The organism is Ruegeria sp. HKCCD7221, from assembly GCF_013031225.1.
In the GTDB taxonomy this organism is placed as follows: domain Bacteria; phylum Pseudomonadota; class Alphaproteobacteria; order Rhodobacterales; family Rhodobacteraceae; genus Ruegeria.
The window spans coordinates 1-20,240 of sequence record NZ_WPZE01000006.1 but is presented as its reverse complement, the minus strand read 5'-3'; the positions used below and the strand labels follow the sequence as shown (position 1 = coordinate 20,240).

At 57.0% G+C, this 20,240-nt stretch carries 14 protein-coding genes; 11 read left to right on the top strand and 3 right to left on the bottom strand.

The window, feature by feature from the left end:
* Window positions 1-160 precede the first annotated feature (160 nt).
* Window positions 161-694 (top strand): transcription termination/antitermination protein NusG, encoded by a 534-nt coding sequence (nusG, locus tag GOX73_RS14660; RefSeq protein ID WP_171124312.1) that lies wholly within the window; start codon window positions 161-163, stop codon window positions 692-694.
* A 128-nt stretch (window positions 695-822) separates the two neighbouring features.
* Here the strand turns inward: nusG and gntH are convergent, their stop codons facing one another.
* On the bottom strand, window positions 823-2,079 hold the full coding sequence (gene gntH, locus GOX73_RS14655) for a guanitoxin biosynthesis MBL fold metallo-hydrolase GntH (protein WP_171126300.1): 1,257 nt from the start codon (window positions 2,077-2,079) through the stop codon (window positions 823-825).
* A 333-nt stretch (window positions 2,080-2,412) separates the two neighbouring features.
* On the opposite strand from gntH, the gene rplK reads away from it, so the two are divergent.
* Both rplK and rplA read left to right on the top strand, forming a co-directional pair.
* The gene (gene rplK / locus GOX73_RS14650) at window positions 2,413-2,862 is read left to right on the top strand and encodes a 50S ribosomal protein L11 (RefSeq protein ID WP_113791694.1); all 450 of its coding nucleotides are present in this window, start codon (window positions 2,413-2,415) and stop codon (window positions 2,860-2,862) included.
* A gap of 1 nt (window position 2,863) precedes the next feature.
* Window positions 2,864-3,562, top strand: coding sequence for a 50S ribosomal protein L1 (gene rplA, locus GOX73_RS14645; protein WP_171124308.1), 699 nt, complete (start codon window positions 2,864-2,866; stop codon window positions 3,560-3,562).
* Window positions 3,563-3,631: 69 nt separating this feature from the next.
* Here rplA and GOX73_RS14640 read toward each other — a convergent pair whose 3' ends face one another.
* Window positions 3,632-4,609: a phosphotransferase gene (locus GOX73_RS14640; protein ID WP_171126299.1), complete on the bottom strand. Its 978-nt coding sequence runs from the start codon at window positions 4,607-4,609 to the stop codon at window positions 3,632-3,634.
* 452 nt (window positions 4,610-5,061) lie between these two features.
* Between GOX73_RS14640 and rplJ the strand changes: the two genes are divergently transcribed.
* The 5 genes from rplJ to GOX73_RS14615 all read left to right on the top strand — a co-directional run bounded on the left by rplJ (window position 5,062) and on the right by GOX73_RS14615 (window position 15,961).
* Window positions 5,062-5,580, top strand: coding sequence for a 50S ribosomal protein L10 (gene rplJ, locus GOX73_RS14635; RefSeq protein WP_170355300.1), 519 nt, complete (start codon window positions 5,062-5,064; stop codon window positions 5,578-5,580).
* An 80-nt stretch (window positions 5,581-5,660) separates the two neighbouring features.
* Window positions 5,661-6,038 carry a 50S ribosomal protein L7/L12 gene (gene rplL, locus GOX73_RS14630; RefSeq protein WP_170485701.1) on the top strand — a complete coding sequence of 126 codons (378 nt, stop codon included), beginning with the start codon at window positions 5,661-5,663 and terminating at the stop codon, window positions 6,036-6,038.
* A gap of 248 nt (window positions 6,039-6,286) precedes the next feature.
* Complete coding sequence (gene rpoB, locus GOX73_RS14625) at window positions 6,287-10,423, top strand: DNA-directed RNA polymerase subunit beta (protein ID WP_171134992.1); 4,137 nt, start codon at window positions 6,287-6,289, stop codon at window positions 10,421-10,423.
* Window positions 10,424-10,473: 50 nt separating this feature from the next.
* Window positions 10,474-14,715 (top strand): DNA-directed RNA polymerase subunit beta', encoded by a 4,242-nt coding sequence (gene rpoC, locus GOX73_RS14620; protein WP_171134991.1) that lies wholly within the window; start codon window positions 10,474-10,476, stop codon window positions 14,713-14,715.
* A 358-nt stretch (window positions 14,716-15,073) separates the two neighbouring features.
* Complete coding sequence (locus GOX73_RS14615; RefSeq protein ID WP_171126296.1) at window positions 15,074-15,961, top strand: DMT family transporter; 888 nt, start codon at window positions 15,074-15,076, stop codon at window positions 15,959-15,961.
* Here the strand turns inward: GOX73_RS14615 and GOX73_RS14610 are convergent.
* Window positions 15,903-16,709 carry a putative rhamnosyl transferase gene (locus tag GOX73_RS14610; RefSeq protein ID WP_171126295.1) on the bottom strand — a complete coding sequence of 269 codons (807 nt, stop codon included), beginning with the start codon at window positions 16,707-16,709 and terminating at the stop codon, window positions 15,903-15,905. The two genes, GOX73_RS14615 and GOX73_RS14610, sit on opposite strands and share 59 nt — an antisense overlap.
* Window positions 16,710-17,107: 398 nt before the next feature.
* Here GOX73_RS14610 and rpsL point away from each other — a divergent pair, with 398 nt between their 5' ends.
* From rpsL to fusA, 3 genes are read left to right on the top strand one after another with little or no spacing between them, the layout of a single operon-like run.
* Window positions 17,108-17,479, top strand: coding sequence for a 30S ribosomal protein S12 (rpsL, locus tag GOX73_RS14605; protein WP_005621086.1), 372 nt, complete (start codon window positions 17,108-17,110; stop codon window positions 17,477-17,479).
* A 15-nt stretch (window positions 17,480-17,494) separates the two neighbouring features.
* Window positions 17,495-17,965: a 30S ribosomal protein S7 gene (rpsG, locus tag GOX73_RS14600; protein WP_010441203.1), complete on the top strand. Its 471-nt coding sequence runs from the start codon at window positions 17,495-17,497 to the stop codon at window positions 17,963-17,965.
* 18 nt (window positions 17,966-17,983) lie between these two features.
* Complete coding sequence (gene fusA / locus GOX73_RS14595) at window positions 17,984-20,101, top strand: elongation factor G (RefSeq protein ID WP_171124295.1); 2,118 nt, start codon at window positions 17,984-17,986, stop codon at window positions 20,099-20,101.
* Window positions 20,102-20,240: the final 139 nt, after the last annotated feature.

Genomic DNA, 20,240 nt, shown 5'->3' with positions numbered 1-20,240 from the left:
CCGCGCGCGATGTCAGAGTAGTGACGCGGGACTATTCGGAATGGGCGTGCGGCGATTCGGGCTGCGCGCCGCTTTTTATTCCGGGTCACGTGATGGAAATTCAATGACGGCTGCGTCTGATTGACTGGATGCGCCGAAAGTAAACAAGGACGACAGGTTCATGGCGAAACGGTGGTACTCGGTCAGCGTTCTTTCGAATTTCGAAAAGAAGATCGCAGAGCAGATCCGCACGTCGGTGGCTGAACAGGGCCTTGAGGACGACATCGACGAAGTACTGGTGCCCACCGAAGAGGTGATCGAAGTGCGCCGGGGCAAGAAAGTCACGACCGAACGCCGCTTTATGCCCGGTTACGTACTGGTGCATATGGAGATGTCGGATCAGGGCTATCACCTTGTGAACTCGATCAACCGCGTGACCGGCTTTCTGGGCCCGCAAGGCCGCCCGATGCCGATGCGCGACGCTGAGGTGAACCAGATCCTCAACCGCGTTCAGGAAGGCGAAGAAGCGCCGAAACTGATGATAAGCTTCGAGGTCGGCGAAAAGGTCAAAGTCAACGACGGCCCGTTCGAGGATTTCGACGGCATGGTCGAAGGCGTGGACGACGAGAACCAGAAGCTGAAAGTTTCGGTCTCGATCTTTGGCCGCGAGACCCCGGTCGAGCTGGACTTCACGCAGGTGACCAAGCAGGCCTAAATTAGCGCTTTGCTAGTATATTAACACCGCGCCATCTCAGACGGTGCGGTGTTTTCGTATTCTCTTGCGCCTTGGTGTCGAAACGCCAGCAAAGCAAAGGCGGGCCCCAAACAGGCCCGCTCAGCCTATTAGTTTTTGAAGGGAAGGCTGGTATACGCGCCGACTTCGTCGTTTCCTGTGCGTTCGTTGAAATCATTGATCATGTCATTTGTGGCTTCGGCCGCGCCGAGGTCGATGCTTTCAAGATCAAATTCAGAGAACGGGAACTCTGCAGCAGAGTCAGGTGGTTGCTTTGCCATCTGAACGGGCGCAGGGAAAGACTCTTCGTTGGGCACACCTTGGCGTGTTCGAATGCTATCCTTTGTTACATTCCAAGTCATAAAGTCGGCTGCCAAATCCAAGGGGCCATCATAGGTTTCCCGGATTGCTGAATAGACGGCCAACGCAATGTCGTGATCGTTTTGGAAGTGATAGCAAACGGCCAGCCGAGGTTCGGTTTCCGACATGATCTTACCGAACGCTTGCGCGGCGGTGTGTCCCTGAGAGCCGACAAATATGGCTTCCGATGGTTCAAAGCCGTATTTTTCGATCATGAATTCTGGTGGGGTGAAACACTCGTGGATGGCAAGATCCACACCGGCGGCATGTTCTCTCCACCAGCGCGTTGGCAGCGTATCGGACGAAAACGCAAATCTGAGGCCATTCCATTCCAACAGAAAACTAACCGATTGTTCACCATGAATCGCGGGCAGAGTCCTAACTTGAACACCGTTTTCATCAAAGATGACGTTGTTTACAGCTTTCCAATCGAATTCATTTACCTCTAACTGCAACCCACGCGGATCAACTGCCGCGCCCCTGGTTGCTTCTTCCCAGGCCCACATCTTCATCATATGGTCAGCCCAGGCTTTTGTTCCCCATTCGGGCTTGATCCCCTCAGGCCCCCAAAGGCGAACGGGTGTCAGACGGTTGTTTACGGGGCCAGTAAAGTAGAAGGCCGGAAAATCGCCTGCGTGATCAAGGTGCAAGTGGCCCAGAAACACTTTGTCTAGCTGATCCAACGGTATCCCAAGCGCCATGATACGCTCATACGAGCCTTCGCCCATGTCAAAGATGAACTTTTCGCCGTTGCCCAGCTCAACAAGAAAACACGCCGCAGCCTGCTTGAGGCGTGGCTGGGGCATTCCGGTTCCACACGCGATGACGCGCATTTCGTCAGGACCCAGAGTTTCCGTTCCGGGATAATAGACGGTCTGGTTCGGGTAAGGTTCAGTTCTGGACCACTCCGAAGGTTCTTTGTTCTGCGCAACGGCAGTCATCGCAGTGGCTGCAACAAGCCCAGCGCCCAGCACAATTGCAGGTGCAATAAGTCTGGAAAGCGTCATAAAAAGTCCTCCCTCAACGATTTCGCCGAAACAGCGCAAAGATTCGCCCCATACAAGGTTCGCAATTTTTGAGTGCGTCTGGCAAGGTTGCTTAATCTTTGGCAGATCGGAGCAGTTGCACGAGTTGTGATCGGGGTTAGCTTACTAGGGCGAAAGCTTATCTGTTGGTGGGTTTGCACCCCTTGCCAACCCCCACATTCCGCTGTAAACGCCGCCTCTATCGTCTTCGGGCGAGATTCTCTCGTGGGAGGTTGCTGGGATCGCGATCCCGGATCGGACCACGCAACATAATCTGGGTGAAACGCGTTTCGCCCGAGTTGAAAGGAAAACCAAATGGCCAAGAAGCTTGCTGGTACAATGAAACTGCAGGTTCCTGCAGGTCAGGCGAACCCGTCGCCGCCAGTTGGTCCGGCGCTGGGTCAGCGCGGCATCAACATCATGGAATTCTGCAAGGCGTTCAACGCCAAGACCGCAGACATGGAGCAAGGCGCTCCTTGCCCGACCGTGATTACCTATTATCAGGACAAGTCCTTCACCATGGACATCAAGACGCCGCCCGCGTCTTATTACCTGAAAAAAGCAGCTGGTCTGAAGCCGGTTGGCAAGCGTAACCGCCCCCGTGGCGCGGAAAACCCAGGTCGTGAGACCGTGGCAACCGTGACCACCAAGCAGGTTCGCGAAATCGCCGAAGCCAAAATGAAAGATCTGAACGCCAACGACGTCGAAGGCGCAATGCAGATCATCCTGGGCTCGGCCCGCTCTATGGGCATCGAGGTGAAGTAAGATGGCAAAACTTGGTAAACGTACCCGCGCTGCGCGCGAAGCTGTCGCTGGCAAGGAAAACCTGTCGATCGAAGAAGCTGTTGCTCTGGTAAAAGGCAACGCGACCTCGAAATTCGACGAGACCATCGAAATCGCTCTGAACCTGGGCGTTGACACCCGTCACGCAGACCAGATGGTTCGTGGCGTTGTCGGCCTGCCCAACGGCACCGGCAAAGCGATGCGCGTCGCTGTATTCGCTCGTGGCCCGAAGGCGGACGAAGCGAAGGAAGCAGGCGCGGATATCGTTGGCGCAGAAGACCTGATGGAAACCATTCAGGGCGGCACCATCGAATTCGATCGTTGCATTGCCACCCCGGACATGATGCCGATCGTTGGCCGTCTGGGTAAAGTTCTGGGCCCCCGCAACCTGATGCCGAACCCCAAGGTTGGCACTGTGACCATGGACGTGAAAGCGGCCGTGGAAGCAGCCAAGGGCGGTGAAGTTCAGTTCAAGGCGGAAAAAGGCGGCGTTGTGCACGCTGGCGTTGGCAAAGCGTCGTTCGACGAAGCCAAGCTGGTTGAAAACGTCCGTGCCTTTGTCTCGGCTGTTGCCAAGGCCAAGCCGTCGGGCGCCAAAGGCACCTACATGAAGAAAATCGCGCTGAGCTCGACCATGGGCCCGGGTGTGACTCTGGATGTGGCGGCTGCTGCGGGCGAATAAGCCTTAACGCGAAGCAAAAAGTATTAAGCCCGGGCAGTGCAAACTGTTCGGGCTTTTTCGTTCCATAGTCTAGTTTGCCGTGCCAAAGGCGATATCCAGCCGCATTTCCAGACGCGTGCGCCGAAATTTCTCGAACGCGCTGCAGGTAAAGTCAGTGCGCCAATAGTCCAGCCAGTCTTTGAGCAATCGGCCACGAATGCAGAAATCGAGGATATCGGTGTCAATCGGCAGGCGGTAGCGGCGCAGGAACATTTGCTTATTTCGCCGCAGAATGCCGCTCTGATCCACCGCGCTGGCTGGACCATCCCGAAAGATATCAGCCTTGAGAAAGTCGACGATATCGTAGACGGCCAGTTTTTCGCATACCTCAGTAAAGTCCAGACCGTGAGTTTTGCCTTGTCCGATAATCAGGTTCTGCCCGTGAAAATCACCGTGTGAAAAGACCCTCAGGTCTTCGATCCCCTTAAGGCGTTCGCCGTCGGTCACAATGGCATCAATCATTTTCCGGCTTTTCTGCGCGATGTCATCCGGGACCATCGCTGCAAGATCGCAAATGCTGTCAATCATCCATTTCGGGCGGAACCCATAGTTGACGGGCGCCAGGCGGCTGTGAAAATCACTGAGCCAGGACCCCGCCCGACGATAGACCTGCACCACTTGGTTATCGTCCTTGCTGTTATAAATCAGATCAACGGCAGTGGGCCTGTCGAGGAACTCTGTGACCAGAAAGGCCCCTCCGGGCGATAGGTAGACAGGCTGCACGACACGGGACGAGTCTGTGCGTTCAAAGTATCGGGACAGGTCAACCAATAACTCGAATTCGTCTTTCAGTCGACCGGTCGCCGGAGACTCGGTGTCGATCTTGAGGGCGAAGGATCCCGCTGTCGAGCGCAGAACCAGAACGGCCCGAGACTCTGCGAAGGCGTGCGACCGGTAGATACAGTCATACTGTGTCACTGGGGCGTGCAGGACCGCATTGGAAAACTCGTCAATAAATGCGGTGACCCGGTCATGTTCTTGATCCGAGAGCGGAAGAGAAGTAGCCAACGGGCCATGTCCTTGGTGATGTGCCTTTCACCGGACTGGAACGCAGCGGGATTTGCGTGTCAACGGCAAGAAATAGGTTTTGTTGCCGGTTGGCGGAAAACGCTATGAAATCCGCACAGTTGGATGGGTTCTGGTGGGTTCGAACTGGGGTGCAAAATGGCGTGGCCAAATTCGCAATTTACCCCTTGGAAACCCCATCCAACTGCCCTAATAAGACTTGCGGAGTAAAGCGTGCGATTCGTCGTGCGCTTTATTTCGTTTCGTCCAAGACGGTGGGTGGTGCCATTCGGCCCCTTAATCTCCTGCCTGAGACGGGTAAGACCAAAGAATTCTGAGGGTCGCGATCCTCGGGCGCATTTTGGCCAATCCCGTAACAACGGACCTGAACGCCGGGGTTTCACCCTCGGCAAATATGAGCCGGGATGTCCAACATCCCAAACTTGGAGAGAACTGTGGATAGAGCCCAGAAAGAGAAAGTGGTCGAGGAACTCGGCCAAATCTTCGAAAGCTCTGGCGTCGTAGTGGTAGCCCATTACGCCGGTCTGACAGTTGCCGAGATGCAGGACCTTCGCGCACGTGCTCGTGACGCGGGTGGTGCCGTGCGTGTTGCCAAGAACAGGCTTGCCAAAATCGCCCTCGACGGAAAGCCATGTGAAAGCATTGGTGACCTGCTGACGGGTATGACCGTTCTGACCTATTCCGAGGACCCCGTGGCAGCAGCCAAGGTGGCCGAGGACTTCGCCAAAGAGAACCAAAAGTTCGAAATTCTTGGCGGTGCAATGGGCGAGAACGCTCTGGACCGGGCTGGTGTTACAGCCGTGTCGAAAATGCCGTCGCGTGAAGAGCTTATTGCTACGATCGCTGGTATGCTTGGCGCGCCTGCTTCGAACATCGCCGGTGCAATTGGCGCACCTGCAAGCAACATCGCAAGCATCCTTTCCACCATCGAAGAGAAGGCGGAAGCTGCGTAAGCGGTTGGCACTGAATGATCTGCGTGGGGTGAATACCCTGACGTTGGAACACACACTGTAAAACGGAAAGAGCTAATACAATGGCTGATCTGAAAGCACTGGCAGAAAGCATCGTGGGTCTGACCCTGCTGGAAGCACAAGAACTGAAAACCATCCTCAAAGACGAGTACGGCATCGAGCCCGCAGCTGGCGGCGCCGTAATGGTCGCAGGTGCAGCTGGCGACGCCGGCGGTGCAGCTGCTGAGGAAAAAACCGAATTCGACGTCGTTCTGAAGAACGCCGGCGCTTCGAAAATCAACGTCATCAAAGAAGTTCGCGGCATCACCGGCCTTGGCCTGAAAGAAGCCAAGGAACTGGTCGAAGCTGGCGGCAAGATCAAAGAAGGCGTGGACAAAGCAGAAGCCGAAGAGATCAAAGGCAAGCTGGAAGCAGCTGGCGCCGAGGTCGAACTGGCCTAAGTCAGTCCAATGGCGCATCGCTGATGCGTCGAAAATTTGGCTGGGTCCGGAGAAATCCGGGTCCAGCCGAACCTGTCTTAGAAAGGGCCTCAACTTTGGGGCGTTTTCTAAGACGCGGTTCTTGGATCGGGAGGCTGCCTTCGGGACGGTGGCCATGAATTGATCCGGACGTGTCGTCTCGAATGTGCAAGATGCCGGGGCCCGACGGTGTCTTTGCCCGCTGAGAACATCGAAAGGTGACATCTGACATGGCTCAAACGTTCCTTGGCCAGAAACGTCTTCGTAAATATTACGGCAAAATCCGTGAAGTTTTGGAAATGCCGAACCTCATTGAGGTCCAGAAATCTTCTTATGATCTTTTCCTACGCTCCGGCGATGCAGAGCAGCCCACTGACGGCGAAGGCATCAAAGGCGTGTTCCAGTCGGTTTTCCCGATCAAGGATTTCAACGAAACCTCCGTTCTGGAGTTCGTGAAATACGACCTGGAAAAACCCAAATATGACGTCGAAGAGTGCATGCAGCGCGACATGACCTACAGCGCGCCGCTGAAGGTGACTCTGCGTCTGATCGTGTTTGATGTCGATGAGGACACCGGCGCGAAATCGGTCAAGGACATCAAGGAACAGGACGTGTTCATGGGCGACATGCCCCTGATGACGCCGAACGGTACGTTCATCGTGAACGGTACCGAGCGTGTGATCGTCAGCCAGATGCACCGTTCGCCCGGTGTGTTCTTTGACCACGACAAGGGCAAGACCCACTCGTCCGGTAAACTGTTGTTTGCCTGCCGCATAATCCCGTATCGCGGCAGCTGGCTGGACTTTGAGTTCGACGCCAAGGACATCGTGTTCGCCCGCATCGACCGCCGTCGCAAACTGCCTGTGACCACCCTGCTTTATGCGCTGGGTCTGGACCAGGAAGCCATCATGGACGCGTATTACGAGACCGTGTCCTACAAGCTGGACAAGAAGAAGGGATGGGTCACACCGTTCTTCCCCGAGCGCGTGCGTGGTACCCGTCCGACATATGATCTGATCGACGCGAAATCCGGCGAAGTGATTGCCGAAGCGGGCAAGAAAGTCACCCCGCGTGCGGTCAAGAAACTGATCGACGAAGGCACTGTCACCGACCTGTTGGTTCCGTTTGACCACATCGTCGGCAAGTTTGTCGCCAAGGACATCATCAACGAAGAAAACGGGGCGATCTATGTCGAGGCCGGTGATGAGCTGACCCTGGAATATGACAAGGACGGCGATCTGATTGGTGGTTCTGTCAAAGAACTGATGGATGCGGGCATCACCGATATTCCGGTTCTGGACATCGACAACGTCAACGTTGGCCCCTACATGCGCAACACCATGGCTCAGGACAAGAACCTGAACCGTGAAAGCGCTCTGATGGACATCTACCGCGTCATGCGCCCGGGTGAGCCGCCCACCGTCGAAGCGGCCTCGGCCCTGTTCGACACGTTGTTCTTCGACAGCGAGCGTTATGACCTGTCTGCCGTTGGTCGCGTTAAGATGAACATGCGTCTGGCCCTAGACGCGCCGGACACCCTGCGCACCCTGCGCCGCGAAGACATCGTGGCCTGCATCAAGGCGCTGGTGGAACTGCGCGACGGCAAAGGCGACGTGGACGATATCGACCACCTCGGCAACCGTCGTGTGCGTTCGGTCGGCGAACTGATGGAAAACCAGTACCGCGTTGGCCTGCTGCGCATGGAGCGCGCGATCAAAGAGCGTATGTCGTCGGTCGAGATTGACACCGTCATGCCGCAAGACTTGATCAACGCGAAACCGGCTGCGGCTGCCGTCCGCGAATTCTTCGGCTCGTCGCAGCTGTCGCAGTTCATGGACCAGACCAACCCGCTGTCGGAAGTCACCCACAAACGCCGCCTCTCGGCGCTTGGCCCCGGTGGTCTGACGCGTGAGCGTGCGGGCTTTGAGGTGCGTGACGTACACCCGACCCACTACGGCCGGATGTGCCCGATTGAAACGCCTGAAGGTCCGAACATCGGTCTGATCAACTCGCTGGCCACCTTCGCCCGCGTGAACAAGTATGGCTTCATCGAAACACCGTATCGCGTCGTCAAAGACGCCGAGGTGACCGATGAGGTTCACTACATGTCCGCGACCGAGGAAATGCGTCACACTGTGGCGCAGGCGAACGCGACGCTAGATGCTGATGGCAAGTTCATCAACGATCTGGTCTCGACCCGTCAGGCGGGTGACTACACTCTTGCCCCGCGTGAGAATGTTGACCTGATCGACGTGTCGCCGAAACAGCTGGTCTCGGTCGCTGCATCGCTGATCCCGTTCCTTGAAAATGACGACGCCAACCGCGCTCTGATGGGCTCGAACATGCAACGTCAGGCGGTTCCGCTGCTGCGCGCCGAAGCGCCGCTGGTCGGTACCGGCATCGAGGAAAAGGTTGCGATCGACTCGGGCGCTGCAATTCAGGCGAAACGTGCCGGTATCATCGACCAGGTCGATGCCCAGCGTATCGTTATCCGCGCCACCGAAGATCTGGAACTGGGCGACGCTGGCGTAGACATCTATCGTCTGCGCAAGTTCCAGCGTTCGAACCAGAACACCTGCATCAACCAGCGTCCGCTGATCAAGGTGGGTGACACCGTCCAGAAGGGCGAGGTCATTGCCGATGGTCCGTCGACCGATATGGGTGAACTGGCCCTTGGTAAGAACGTGGTCGTCGCGTTCATGCCGTGGAACGGTTACAACTATGAAGACTCGATCCTGATCTCGGAACGTATCGCGCGTGATGACGTCTTCACCTCGGTCCATATCGAGGAATTTGAAGTCGCCGCCCGTGACACCAAGCTGGGCCCGGAAGAGATCACCCGCGACATCCCGAACGTCGGTGAAGAAGCGCTGCGTAACCTCGACGAGGCGGGCATCGTTTACATCGGCGCGGATGTTGAGCCGGGCGATATTCTGGTCGGCAAGATCACTCCGAAGGGCGAAAGCCCGATGACCCCGGAAGAAAAGCTGCTGCGCGCCATCTTTGGTGAGAAAGCATCTGACGTGCGCGACACCTCGCTGCGCGTGAAGCCGGGCGATTACGGTACGGTCGTTGAGGTCCGCGTCTTCAACCGTCACGGCGTCGAGAAAGACGAGCGTGCGTTGCAGATCGAGCGCGAGGAAGTCGAACGTCTGGCCCGTGACCGGGACGACGAGCTGGCGATCCTTGACCGCAACATCTATGCGCGTCTGCAAGGTCTGATCCTTGGTAAAACCGCTGTCAAAGGCCCGAAAGGCGTCAAGGCAGGGTCGGTGATCACCGAGGATCTGCTGGAAACCCTGACCCGTGGTCAGTGGTGGCAGCTGGCGCTGGAAGGCGAGCAGGACGCACAGATCGTCGAAGCTCTGAACGAGCAGTACGAAGTGCAAAAGCGTGCTCTGGACGCCCGTTTCGAAGACAAGGTCGAGAAAGTCCGCCGTGGCGACGACCTGCCGCCGGGTGTGATGAAGATGGTCAAAGTCTTCATCGCCGTGAAGCGCAAGCTGCAGCCGGGCGACAAGATGGCCGGTCGTCACGGGAACAAAGGTGTGATCTCCAAGGTTGTTCCGATGGAAGACATGCCGTTCCTGGCCGATGGTACCCCGGTTGACTTCTGTCTGAACCCGCTGGGTGTGCCTTCGCGTATGAACGTAGGTCAGATTCTGGAAACCCACATGGGTTGGGCCGCACGCGGTCTGGGTCTGAACATCGACGACGCTCTGGGTGAGTACCGCCGGTCCGGCGACCTGACCCCGGTGCGCGAAGCGATGAAGCTGGCCTATGGCGAAGATGTCTACGAAGAAGGCATCACCGGTCTGGGCGAGGATGGCCTGATCGAGGCTGCGGGCAACGTGACCCGAGGTGTTCCGATCGCAACCCCGGTCTTCGACGGTGCCAAAGAGGCTGACGTCAACGACGCGCTGGTGCGTGCGGGCTTCTCGGAAAGCGGTCAGTCGGTTCTGTTCGACGGTCGTACCGGTGAGCAATTCGCACGTCCGGTGACCGTGGGCATCAAGTACTTGCTGAAACTGCACCACCTTGTGGACGACAAAATCCACGCGCGTTCGACCGGGCCCTACAGCCTGGTTACTCAGCAGCCGCTGGGAGGTAAGGCGCAGTTCGGTGGTCAGCGCTTTGGTGAGATGGAGGTCTGGGCTCTGGAAGCTTACGGCGCCGCCTACACCCTGCAGGAAATGCTCACCGTGAAATCGGATGACGTCGCCGGCCGGACCAAGGTCTATGAGTCGATCGTCAAGGGCGAGGATAACTTTGAAGCGGGCGTACCGGAATCATTCAACGTTCTGGTTAAAGAAGTCCGTGGCCTCGGCCTGAATATGGAACTCCTGGATGCGGAGGTTGAGGAGTAAGGGCGCTGCCCTTTCTCCCGTCCCCCCTTCCGCAAGATTTGAGGTAACAAATGAACCAGGAAATCACCAACAACCCGTTCAACCCGCTGACGCCGCCGAAGGTCTTTGACGAGATCAAGGTCTCACTGGCGTCGCCCGAGCGGATCCTGTCTTGGTCCTATGGCGAGATCAAGAAACCCGAAACCATCAACTACCGGACGTTCAAGCCCGAGCGTGACGGTCTGTTCTGCGCGCGTATCTTTGGCCCGATCAAAGATTACGAATGTTTGTGCGGCAAATATAAGCGGATGAAGTATCGCGGCGTTGTCTGCGAGAAATGCGGTGTGGAAGTCACCCTGCAGAAAGTCCGCCGCGAGCGTATGGGCCATATCGAACTGGCTGCGCCCGTTGCACATATCTGGTTCCTGAAATCGCTGCCGTCCCGCATCGGTCTGATGCTGGACATGACGCTGCGCGATCTGGAACGCGTTCTGTACTTTGAAAACTATGTCGTCATCGAGCCCGGTCTGACCGACCTGACCTACGGCCAGATGCTGACCGAAGAAGAGTACATGGACGCGCAGGATGCCTATGGAATGGACGCGTTCACCGCGAATATCGGTGCCGAAGCTATCCGTGAGATGCTGGCCCAGATCGATCTGGAAGCCGAAGCCGAGCAGCTGCGCGCTGATCTGGCCGAAGCAACCGGCGAACTGAAGCCCAAGAAGATCATCAAGCGCCTGAAGGTTGTTGAATCCTTCCTCGAGTCGGGCAACCGGCCCGAATGGATGGTGATGACCGTGATCCCGGTCATTCCGCCGGAACTGCGTCCGCTGGTTCCGCTGGATGGTGGCCGTTTCGCGACTTCGGATCTGAACGATCTGTATCGCCGTGTCATCAACCGGAACAACCGTCTGAAGCGCCTGATCGAGCTGCGCGCGCCTGACATCATCGTCCGCAACGAAAAGCGGATGTTGCAGGAATCCGTTGATGCTCTGTTCGACAACGGCCGTCGTGGCCGCGTGATCACCGGCGCCAACAAGCGTCCGCTGAAATCGCTGTCTGACATGCTGAAAGGTAAGCAAGGTCGCTTCCGTCAGAACCTTCTGGGTAAGCGCGTCGACTTCTCGGGCCGTTCGGTCATTGTGACCGGCCCGGAACTCAAGCTGCACCAGTGTGGCTTGCCCAAGAAGATGGCGCTGGAGCTGTTCAAGCCGTTCATCTACTCGCGCCTTGAAGCCAAGGGTCTGTCTTCGACCGTGAAACAGGCGAAGAAACTGGTTGAGAAAGAGCGTCCCGAAGTGTGGGATATCCTCGACGAAGTGATCCGCGAACACCCTGTCATGCTGAACCGTGCGCCTACGCTGCACCGTCTTGGCATTCAGGCGTTCGAACCGGTTCTGATCGAAGGCAAAGCCATCCAGTTGCACCCGCTGGTCTGTTCGGCCTTTAACGCCGACTTCGATGGTGACCAGATGGCGGTTCACGTGCCTCTGAGCCTTGAGGCGCAGTTGGAAGCCCGTGTTCTGATGATGTCAACGAACAACGTTCTGTCGCCTGCAAACGGCGCGCCGATCATCGTTCCGTCGCAGGATATGATCCTGGGTCTCTACTATGTGACCCTGGAACGCGAAGGCATGCCGGGTGAAGGCAAGGTCTTTGGTTCGATCGAAGAAGTTCAGCACGCGCTGGACGCCGGTGAAGTGCACCTGCACACCAAGATCACCGCGCGGATCACGCAGATCGACGACGAAGGCAACGAAGTTCAGAAGCGTTACGAGACCACTCCGGGCCGTCTGCGTCTGGGTGCGTTGCTGCCGATGAACAACAAAGCGCCGTTCGAGCTGGTCAACCGCCTACTGCGGAAGAAAGAAGTGCAGCAGGTGATCGACACCGTCTACCGTTACTGCGGTCAGAAAGAGTCGGTTATCTTCTGTGACCAGATCATGTCGATGGGCTTCAAAGAAGCGTTCAAGGCGGGCATCTCGTTCGGTAAGGACGACATGGTCATTCCGGGCGATAAGTGGGGCATCGTCGATGACACCCGCGATCAGGTGAAAGACTTTGAACAGCAGTACATGGACGGCCTGATCACTCAGGGCGAAAAGTACAACAAAGTTGTCGATGCCTGGTCGAAGTGTAACGACCGGGTGACCGACGCGATGATGAGCACAATCTCATCCTCGGATCGGGCAGAGGATGGGTCTGAACAGGAACCGAACTCGGTCTACATGATGGCACACTCGGGTGCGCGTGGCTCGGTCACTCAGATGAAACAGCTGGGTGGTATGCGCGGCCTGATGGCCAAGCCGAACGGCGACATCATCGAAACGCCGATCATCTCGAACTTTAAAGAAGGTCTGACCGTTCTCGAGTACTTCAACTCGACCCACGGTGCCCGTAAAGGTCTGTCGGATACCGCTCTGAAGACGGCGAACTCGGGTTACCTGACCCGTCGTCTGGTGGACGTGGCGCAAGACTGTATCGTTCGTGAGATCGACTGTGGCACCGAGCGTGCGATCACTGCCGAAGCAGCCGTGAACGATGGTGAGGTTGTCGCCTCGCTGGCCGAACGCGTGCTGGGCCGTGTGGCCGCAGACGATGTTCTGCGTCCGGGCACCGATGAGGTGATCGTGGCAGCCGGGCAGCTGATCGACGAACGTATGGCTGACACCATTGACGAAGCTGGCGTTGCCTCGATGCGCATCCGCTCGCCTCTGACCTGTGAGTCCGAGGAAGGCGTTTGTGCAACCTGCTACGGTCGTGACCTGGCTCGCGGTACCATGGTGAACACGGGTGAAGCTGTTGGCATCATCGCCGCGCAGTCGATCGGTGAACCCGGTACACAGCTGACCATGCGGACCTTCCACATCGGTGGTGTTGCGCAAGGTGGTCAGCAGTCGTTCCAGGAAGCCAGCCAGGAAGGCGTTGTCGCGTTCGAAAACCCGCAGATTCTGGTCAATGCCGCAGGCGAAAGCCTGGTCATGGGCCGGAACATGAAGCTGGTGATCAACGACGAACACGGCGAAGAGCGTGCCAGCTTCAAGCTGGGCTATGGCTCCAAGCTGTTCGTCAAGGATGGCGCAACCGTTGCCCGTGGCGACAAGCTGTTCGAGTGGGATCCCTACACCCTGCCGATCATCGCCGAGAAAGCCGGTACTGCGAAATACGTTGACCTTGTTTCGGGCCTTGCTGTCCGCGACGAGACCGACGAAGCAACCGGTATGACCCAGAAGATCGTGATCGACTGGCGCGCCGCCCCTAAAGGCAGCGACCTCAAGCCCGAGATCATTCTGGTCGGTGAAGATGGCGAGCCGGTCCGCAACGACGCGGGCAACCCGGTTCACTATCCGATGTCGGTGGATGCGATCCTGTCGGTTGAAGACGGTCAGCAAATCGCAGCTGGTGACGTTGTCGCGCGTATCCCGCGTGAAGGTGCCAAGACCAAGGACATCACCGGTGGTCTGCCGCGTGTGGCCGAACTGTTCGAAGCTCGCCGTCCAAAAGATCACGCGATCATCGCAGAAGCCGATGGTTACGTGCGCTTTGGCCGCGACTACAAGAACAAGCGCCGCATCAGCATCGAACCGGCTGACGAGTCCATGGAGACCATCGAATACATGGTTCCCAAGGGCAAGCACATCCCGGTCGCCGAAGGGGACTTCATCCAGAAGGGTGAATACCTGATGGACGGTAACCCGGCTCCGCATGACATCCTGTCCATCATGGGTGTCGAAGCACTGGCGGATTACATGATCGACGAGGTGCAGGACGTCTATCGCTTGCAGGGCGTGAAGATCAACGACAAGCACATCGAGGTCATCGTGCGCCAGATGCTGCAGAAGTGGGAGATCCTGGATTCAGGCGATACCACCCTGCTGAAAGGCGAACATGTCGACAAGCAAGAGTTCGACGCAGCCAACGAGAAGACCATCGCGCGCGGTGGTCGTCCGGCACAGGGCGAACCGATCCTTCTGGGGATCACCAAAGCCTCGCTGCAAACGCGTTCGTTCATCTCGGCGGCGTCGTTCCAGGAAACCACCCGTGTGCTGACCGAAGCGTCGGTTCAGGGCAAGAAAGACAAACTGGTTGGCCTGAAAGAGAACGTCATCGTCGGTCGTCTGATCCCCGCCGGTACCGGTGGTGCGACACAAGCCGTGCGTCAGGTTGCGCAATCGCGTGACAACGTGGTCATCGAAGCCCGCCGGGAAGAGGCCGAAGCCGCCGCTGCCCTTGCCGCTCCGGTCATTGACGACGACATGGTTGGTGATGAGCTGGACGTGGTGGTCGACACTCCGGAAAGCCGCGAATAAGCGAACCTTTAGAACTATGAACAGGCCCTGCGGAAACGTGGGGCCTTTTCTTTTGGTCAAAGCCGTCGCCTTCGCCGGATGATGGGTGCCAAGCGCTGAGGGTTAAGACCAGAAAGTCGAGCGCGAATACATTAAACGCACCTTTTGCCGATACGCTATGGATTGGTGGTGATGCGGTTATTGCCTGAAACCTTGAGGGTCTTTCTCGAAAATAGTCTTGGAAAAAATAGTAATCTCAAAAATAATTTTTAATTTCAGTATTTTATACAAAATGACAATTATGCGTTTCGGGGTCGAGTATTGACTTGTCATGCTTCGTCCGCGCGAATGTGCGGGACGATATTCGAGTTTTGTTTCAATGACCCCAAACATGAAAGGCGCCCTGTTGATGATGGGCAGCATGGCTGCGTTTACCATCAACGATACCTTGGTAAAGGTTGCAGGGGCCGAGGTTCCTTTGTTTCAGATGGTGGCAATGCGGGGTATTCTGGCGACGGTACTTGTTTTCCTGCTGGTTCGCCATTTTGGGGCCCTGCATCTGAATTTTCCGCGCCATGACAAATGGCTTGTCGCCGCGCGATGCCTGGCCGAACTGTCGGCCACATTCTTCTTTTTGACGGCGCTTCTACACATGCCGCTGGCGAATGTGACGGCAGTCCTTCAGGCCTTGCCGTTGACTGTAACACTGGGGGCTGCGCTGTTTTTCCGCGAATATATCGGTTGGCGACGGGTCGCTGCGATCGGGATGGGCTTTGTCGGCATGTTGTTGATCGTGCGGCCCGGCCCCGAGGGTTTTAGCGTTTTCTCAATTTATGCGCTGATTGCGGTGGCTTCGGTGACTGCACGGGACTTGATCACACGACGCATGTCCAGCCATGTGCCTTCGCTTGTTGTGACACTCGCAACGACTGTGACGATTACGTTGGCTGCAAGTGTCGCCACGTTTGTAACGGGATGGCAGCCCGTGCCGACCGAGGCGGGTATATTGGTCGCCTCCGCCGCCGTGTTTGTTCTGATGGGATACCTGTTCAGCGTTATGGTGATGCGCGAAGGGGATGTGGGTTTTATCGCACCTTTCCGCTATTCCAGCCTGATCTGGGCACTGGGGCTGGGTTGGGTGGTGTTCGGTGACTGGCCGGACGCAATTACAATGCTGGGCGCAGTGCTTGTCGTTGGCGCGGGTCTGTTTACGCTGTTCCGTGAACGCGCCGGACAGCGTCCTGTTCAATCGCGAAACGCGCGATAAACTCGCCTTCCTGTTCCGGCGTGAGGGGCAAAAGCTCGGCGCTGTTTTTGCGGGCGTGGGGTGAGTCGTTGAACTGGTTCAGTGTGCGTACCCACATTGGCGCATCAGGATAGCTGATCACCGGCATGAAATTCCCCATCCGGTAATGAGAGAAATTCATGATCGTCAGGTCACACCCGCCGCGCACATACATGCCCAAACCCACACCAAGCAAAGGCTGAAACTTCGGCGCTGCCAAAATCCCATTGGGACCGAACCGTGCAAGAAATCCGTTGTTGTAGTCGATTGCGACAGTTTTATTTTTTTCAATCAGCCCTTTGCCGTCCTGCAGGGCAATTCGCAGCCGTTCGACGAAATCAACGGATACTGCATCGTCGTCGTCATGACGGAATTGCAGACAAGGCGCATCGGGGTTTTCACGTGCGGCGTTCAGAACTTCTTTCATGACGAGGCGCTGTCGCTTGGGCTCTCGGGCGATGATCCTGATTTGCTTCATGCCCGCCGTCAGATCGTGCAGCCGGTCAAAGGCGGGCTTGGGCAGGCAATCACCTATCACGACCAGCAGTTGAAAATCCTCGTCGGTCTGTTCTTTGAAACAGGGCAGGGTGGTTGTTTCGAACAGGCGAAACCGCTCTTCCAGACGAGCGGGGTTATAGAGATAGGCGCGGCGCTCTTCGATCGTTTCATGTTCGATCTGAAAGCCGCCATAAGCAGGGTAAGAAAAGCGGCACAAGCCGATAACTTGCATGTTTCATCCATGAGGCGGGGCGTTGCCGGGGACTATGCCCACACGACCCGAAACTCGCAACGTCTGATGTGCTGGAAGTGCTGGGCAAACTGCGATAATTCAAGGCGAAGCCGTCAGTCGGGCACCAGATCAGGTGTGCTGTTGACACTTGGGCCGACTCCCCCTATTACGCGCGTCATCTCGGTACCGGGGGCCGCCCCATAACCGATTTCAGTAATGAACTGGTCAAGGCCCGGACAATTTTGCCGTTCGCGCCCTCTGATAACCAACCGCGACGTTCACCTCGGAATGGGAACGCTCGCGGGTTTTGCGCTTGTGGACGCATGAGTGCAGCAAAGTTTAACCGCACGCAATGCGCGTGCATGTCATGTGTGTTGCAAAACGGGGAAGAAACCGGAATGCCAACTATTCAACAGCTGATCCGCAAGCCGCGGCAGCCCAAAGTAAAACGCTCGAAGTCCATGCACCTGGAGCAGTGCCCGCAGAAACGCGGCGTCTGCACACGTGTGTATACCACCACACCGAAAAAGCCGAACTCGGCTATGCGTAAGGTTGCCAAGGTGCGCCTGACCAACGGGTTCGAGGTCATCTCGTACATCCCCGGTGAAAGCCACAACCTGCAGGAACACTCGGTTGTTCTGATTCGTGGCGGCCGTGTGAAAGACCTTCCCGGTGTGCGTTACCACATCCTACGCGGTGTTCTGGATACTCAGGGCGTCAAAGATCGTAAGCAACGTCGTTCGAAATACGGCGCGAAGCGTCCCAAGTAAGAAGGAGAGGCTGATATGTCACGTCGTCACGCCGCCGAAAAACGCGAAGTCCTGCCTGACGCCAAATTTGGCGACAAGGTTCTGACCAAATTCATGAACAACCTGATGATCGACGGCAAGAAGTCGGTCGCAGAGCGCATCGTTTACAACGCGTTTGACCGCGTCGAGAACAAGGTAAAGCGCGCACCGGTCGAAGTGTTCCACGAAGCGCTCGACAACATCAAACCGTCGGTCGAGGTTCGCTCGCGCCGGGTTGGTGGTGCAACCTATCAGGTTCCGGTCGAAGTCCGCCCCGAACGCCGCGAAGCACTGGCCATCCGTTGGCTGATCACCGCTGCGCGCGGCCGCAACGAAAACACCATGGAAGAACGCCTCGCCGGTGAGCTGCTGGACGCTGTACAGTCCCGCGGTACCGCCGTGAAGAAGCGCGAAGACACCCACAAGATGGCCGAGGCGAACAAAGCCTTCAGCCACTACCGTTGGTAATCCAGAGGCTTATCAAAAATGGCACGCGAATATCCGCTCGAACTATACCGTAACTTCGGTATCATGGCGCACATCGACGCAGGTAAGACCACCTGCTCGGAGCGTATCCTGTATTACACTGGTAAATCCCACAACATCGGTGAGGTGCACGATGGTGCAGCCACCATGGACTGGATGGAGCAGGAGCAGGAACGCGGCATCACCATCACTTCGGCTGCGACTACCACTTTCTGGGAGCGCACCGAAGACGGTAAAACCGCCGATACCCCCAAGCACCGCCTGAACATCATCGACACCCCCGGCCACGTTGACTTCACCATCGAAGTTGAGCGTTCGCTGGCGGTTCTCGACGGTGCCGTCTGCGTTCTGGACGCAAACGCCGGTGTTGAGCCCCAGACCGAAACCGTGTGGCGTCAGGCTGACCGCTATAAGGTTCCGCGTATGGTTTTCGTCAACAAGATGGACAAGATCGGCGCAGACTTCTTCAACTGCGTTCGCATGATCGAAGACCGCACCGGTGCACGTGCTGTTCCGGTTGGCATTCCGATCGGCGCCGAGTCCGAGCTGGAAGGTCTGATCGACCTGGTCACCATGGAAGAATGGCTGTGGCAAGGTGAAGATCTGGGCGCAAGCTGGATCAAAGCTCCGATCCGCGACAGCCTGAAAGACATGGCTGACGAATGGCGCGGCAAGATGATCGAAGCGGCCGTCGAAATGGACGACGACGCGATGATGGAATACCTGGAAGGCAATGAGCCCGACGTTGAGACTCTGCGCGCCCTGCTGCGTAAAGGGACCCTGGACATCGCGTTTGTTCCGGTTCTGGGTGGTTCGGCGTTCAAGAACAAAGGTGTTCAGCCGCTGCTGAACGCTGTGATCGACTATCTGCCCAGCCCGCTGGACGTTGTTGATTACATGGGCTTCGCCCCCGGCGACGAAAACGAAGAGCGTAACATCGCACGTCGTGCAGACGACGACATGGCGTTCTCGGGTCTGGCGTTCAAAATCATGAACGACCCCTTCGTTGGCTCGCTGACCTTCACCCGGATCTACTCGGGCACCATGAACAAGGGTGACTCGATCCTGAACTCGACCAAAGGTAAGAAAGAGCGCATCGGTCGTATGATGATGATGCACTCGAACAACCGGGAAGAGATCGAAGAAGCGTTTGCAGGCGACATCATCGCGCTGGCGGGTCTGAAAGACACCACCACCGGTGACACACTGTGTGACGCGAAAGAGCCGGTGGTTCTGGAAACCATGACCTTCCCCGATCCGGTGATCGAAATCGCGGTCGAGCCCAAAACCAAGGGCGACCAAGAGAAGATGTCTCAGGGTCTGGCCCGTCTGGCCGCCGAAGACCCGTCCTTCCGTGTGGAAACTGATCTGGAATCGGGTCAGACCATCATGAAGGGTATGGGCGAACTTCACCTGGACATCCTGGTTGACCGTCTGAAGCGCGAGTTCAAGGTTGAAGCGAACATTGGTGCACCGCAGGTGGCCTATCGTGAGACCATCTCGATGCCGGTCGAGCACACCTACACCCACAAGAAACAGTCGGGTGGTTCGGGTCAGTTCGGTGAAGTTAAGCTGGAAATCCAGCCGACTGAACCGGGCGAAGGTTATTCGTTCGAAAGCCGCATCGTTGGTGGTGCCGTTCCGAAGGAATACATTCCGGGCGTTGAAAAAGGCATCAACTCGGTCATGGACAGCGGCCCGCTGGCTGGCTTCCCCGTGATCGACTTCAAGGTTGCCCTGCTGGACGGTAAGTTCCACGACGTTGACTCGAGCGTTCTGGCGTTCGAAATCGCGGCCCGTATGTGTATGCGTGAAGGCATGCGCAAAGCTGGCGCGAAACTGCTGGAACCGATCATGAAGGTCGAAGTGATCACACCGGAAGAATATACCGGCGGTATCATCGGCGACCTGACCTCGCGTCGTGGCCAGGTGTCTGGTCAGGAACCGCGCGGCAACGCAATCGCGATCGACGCGTTCGTTCCGCTGGCGAACATGTTCGGCTACATCAACACCCTGCGTTCGATGTCGTCGGGCCGTGCCCAGTTCACCATGCAGTTCGACCACTACGATCCGGTTCCGCAGAACATCTCGGACGAGATTCAGGCGAAATACGCATAAGACGGTGCGCCGGGCTAAGGCCCGGCCCACCAAATACCCGTAGGCCGGGCTTTAGCCCGGCACCCGCAAATTAAGGAGGCCATCATGGCAAAGGAAAAGTTTGAGCGTACAAAACCGCACGTCAACATCGGCACGATTG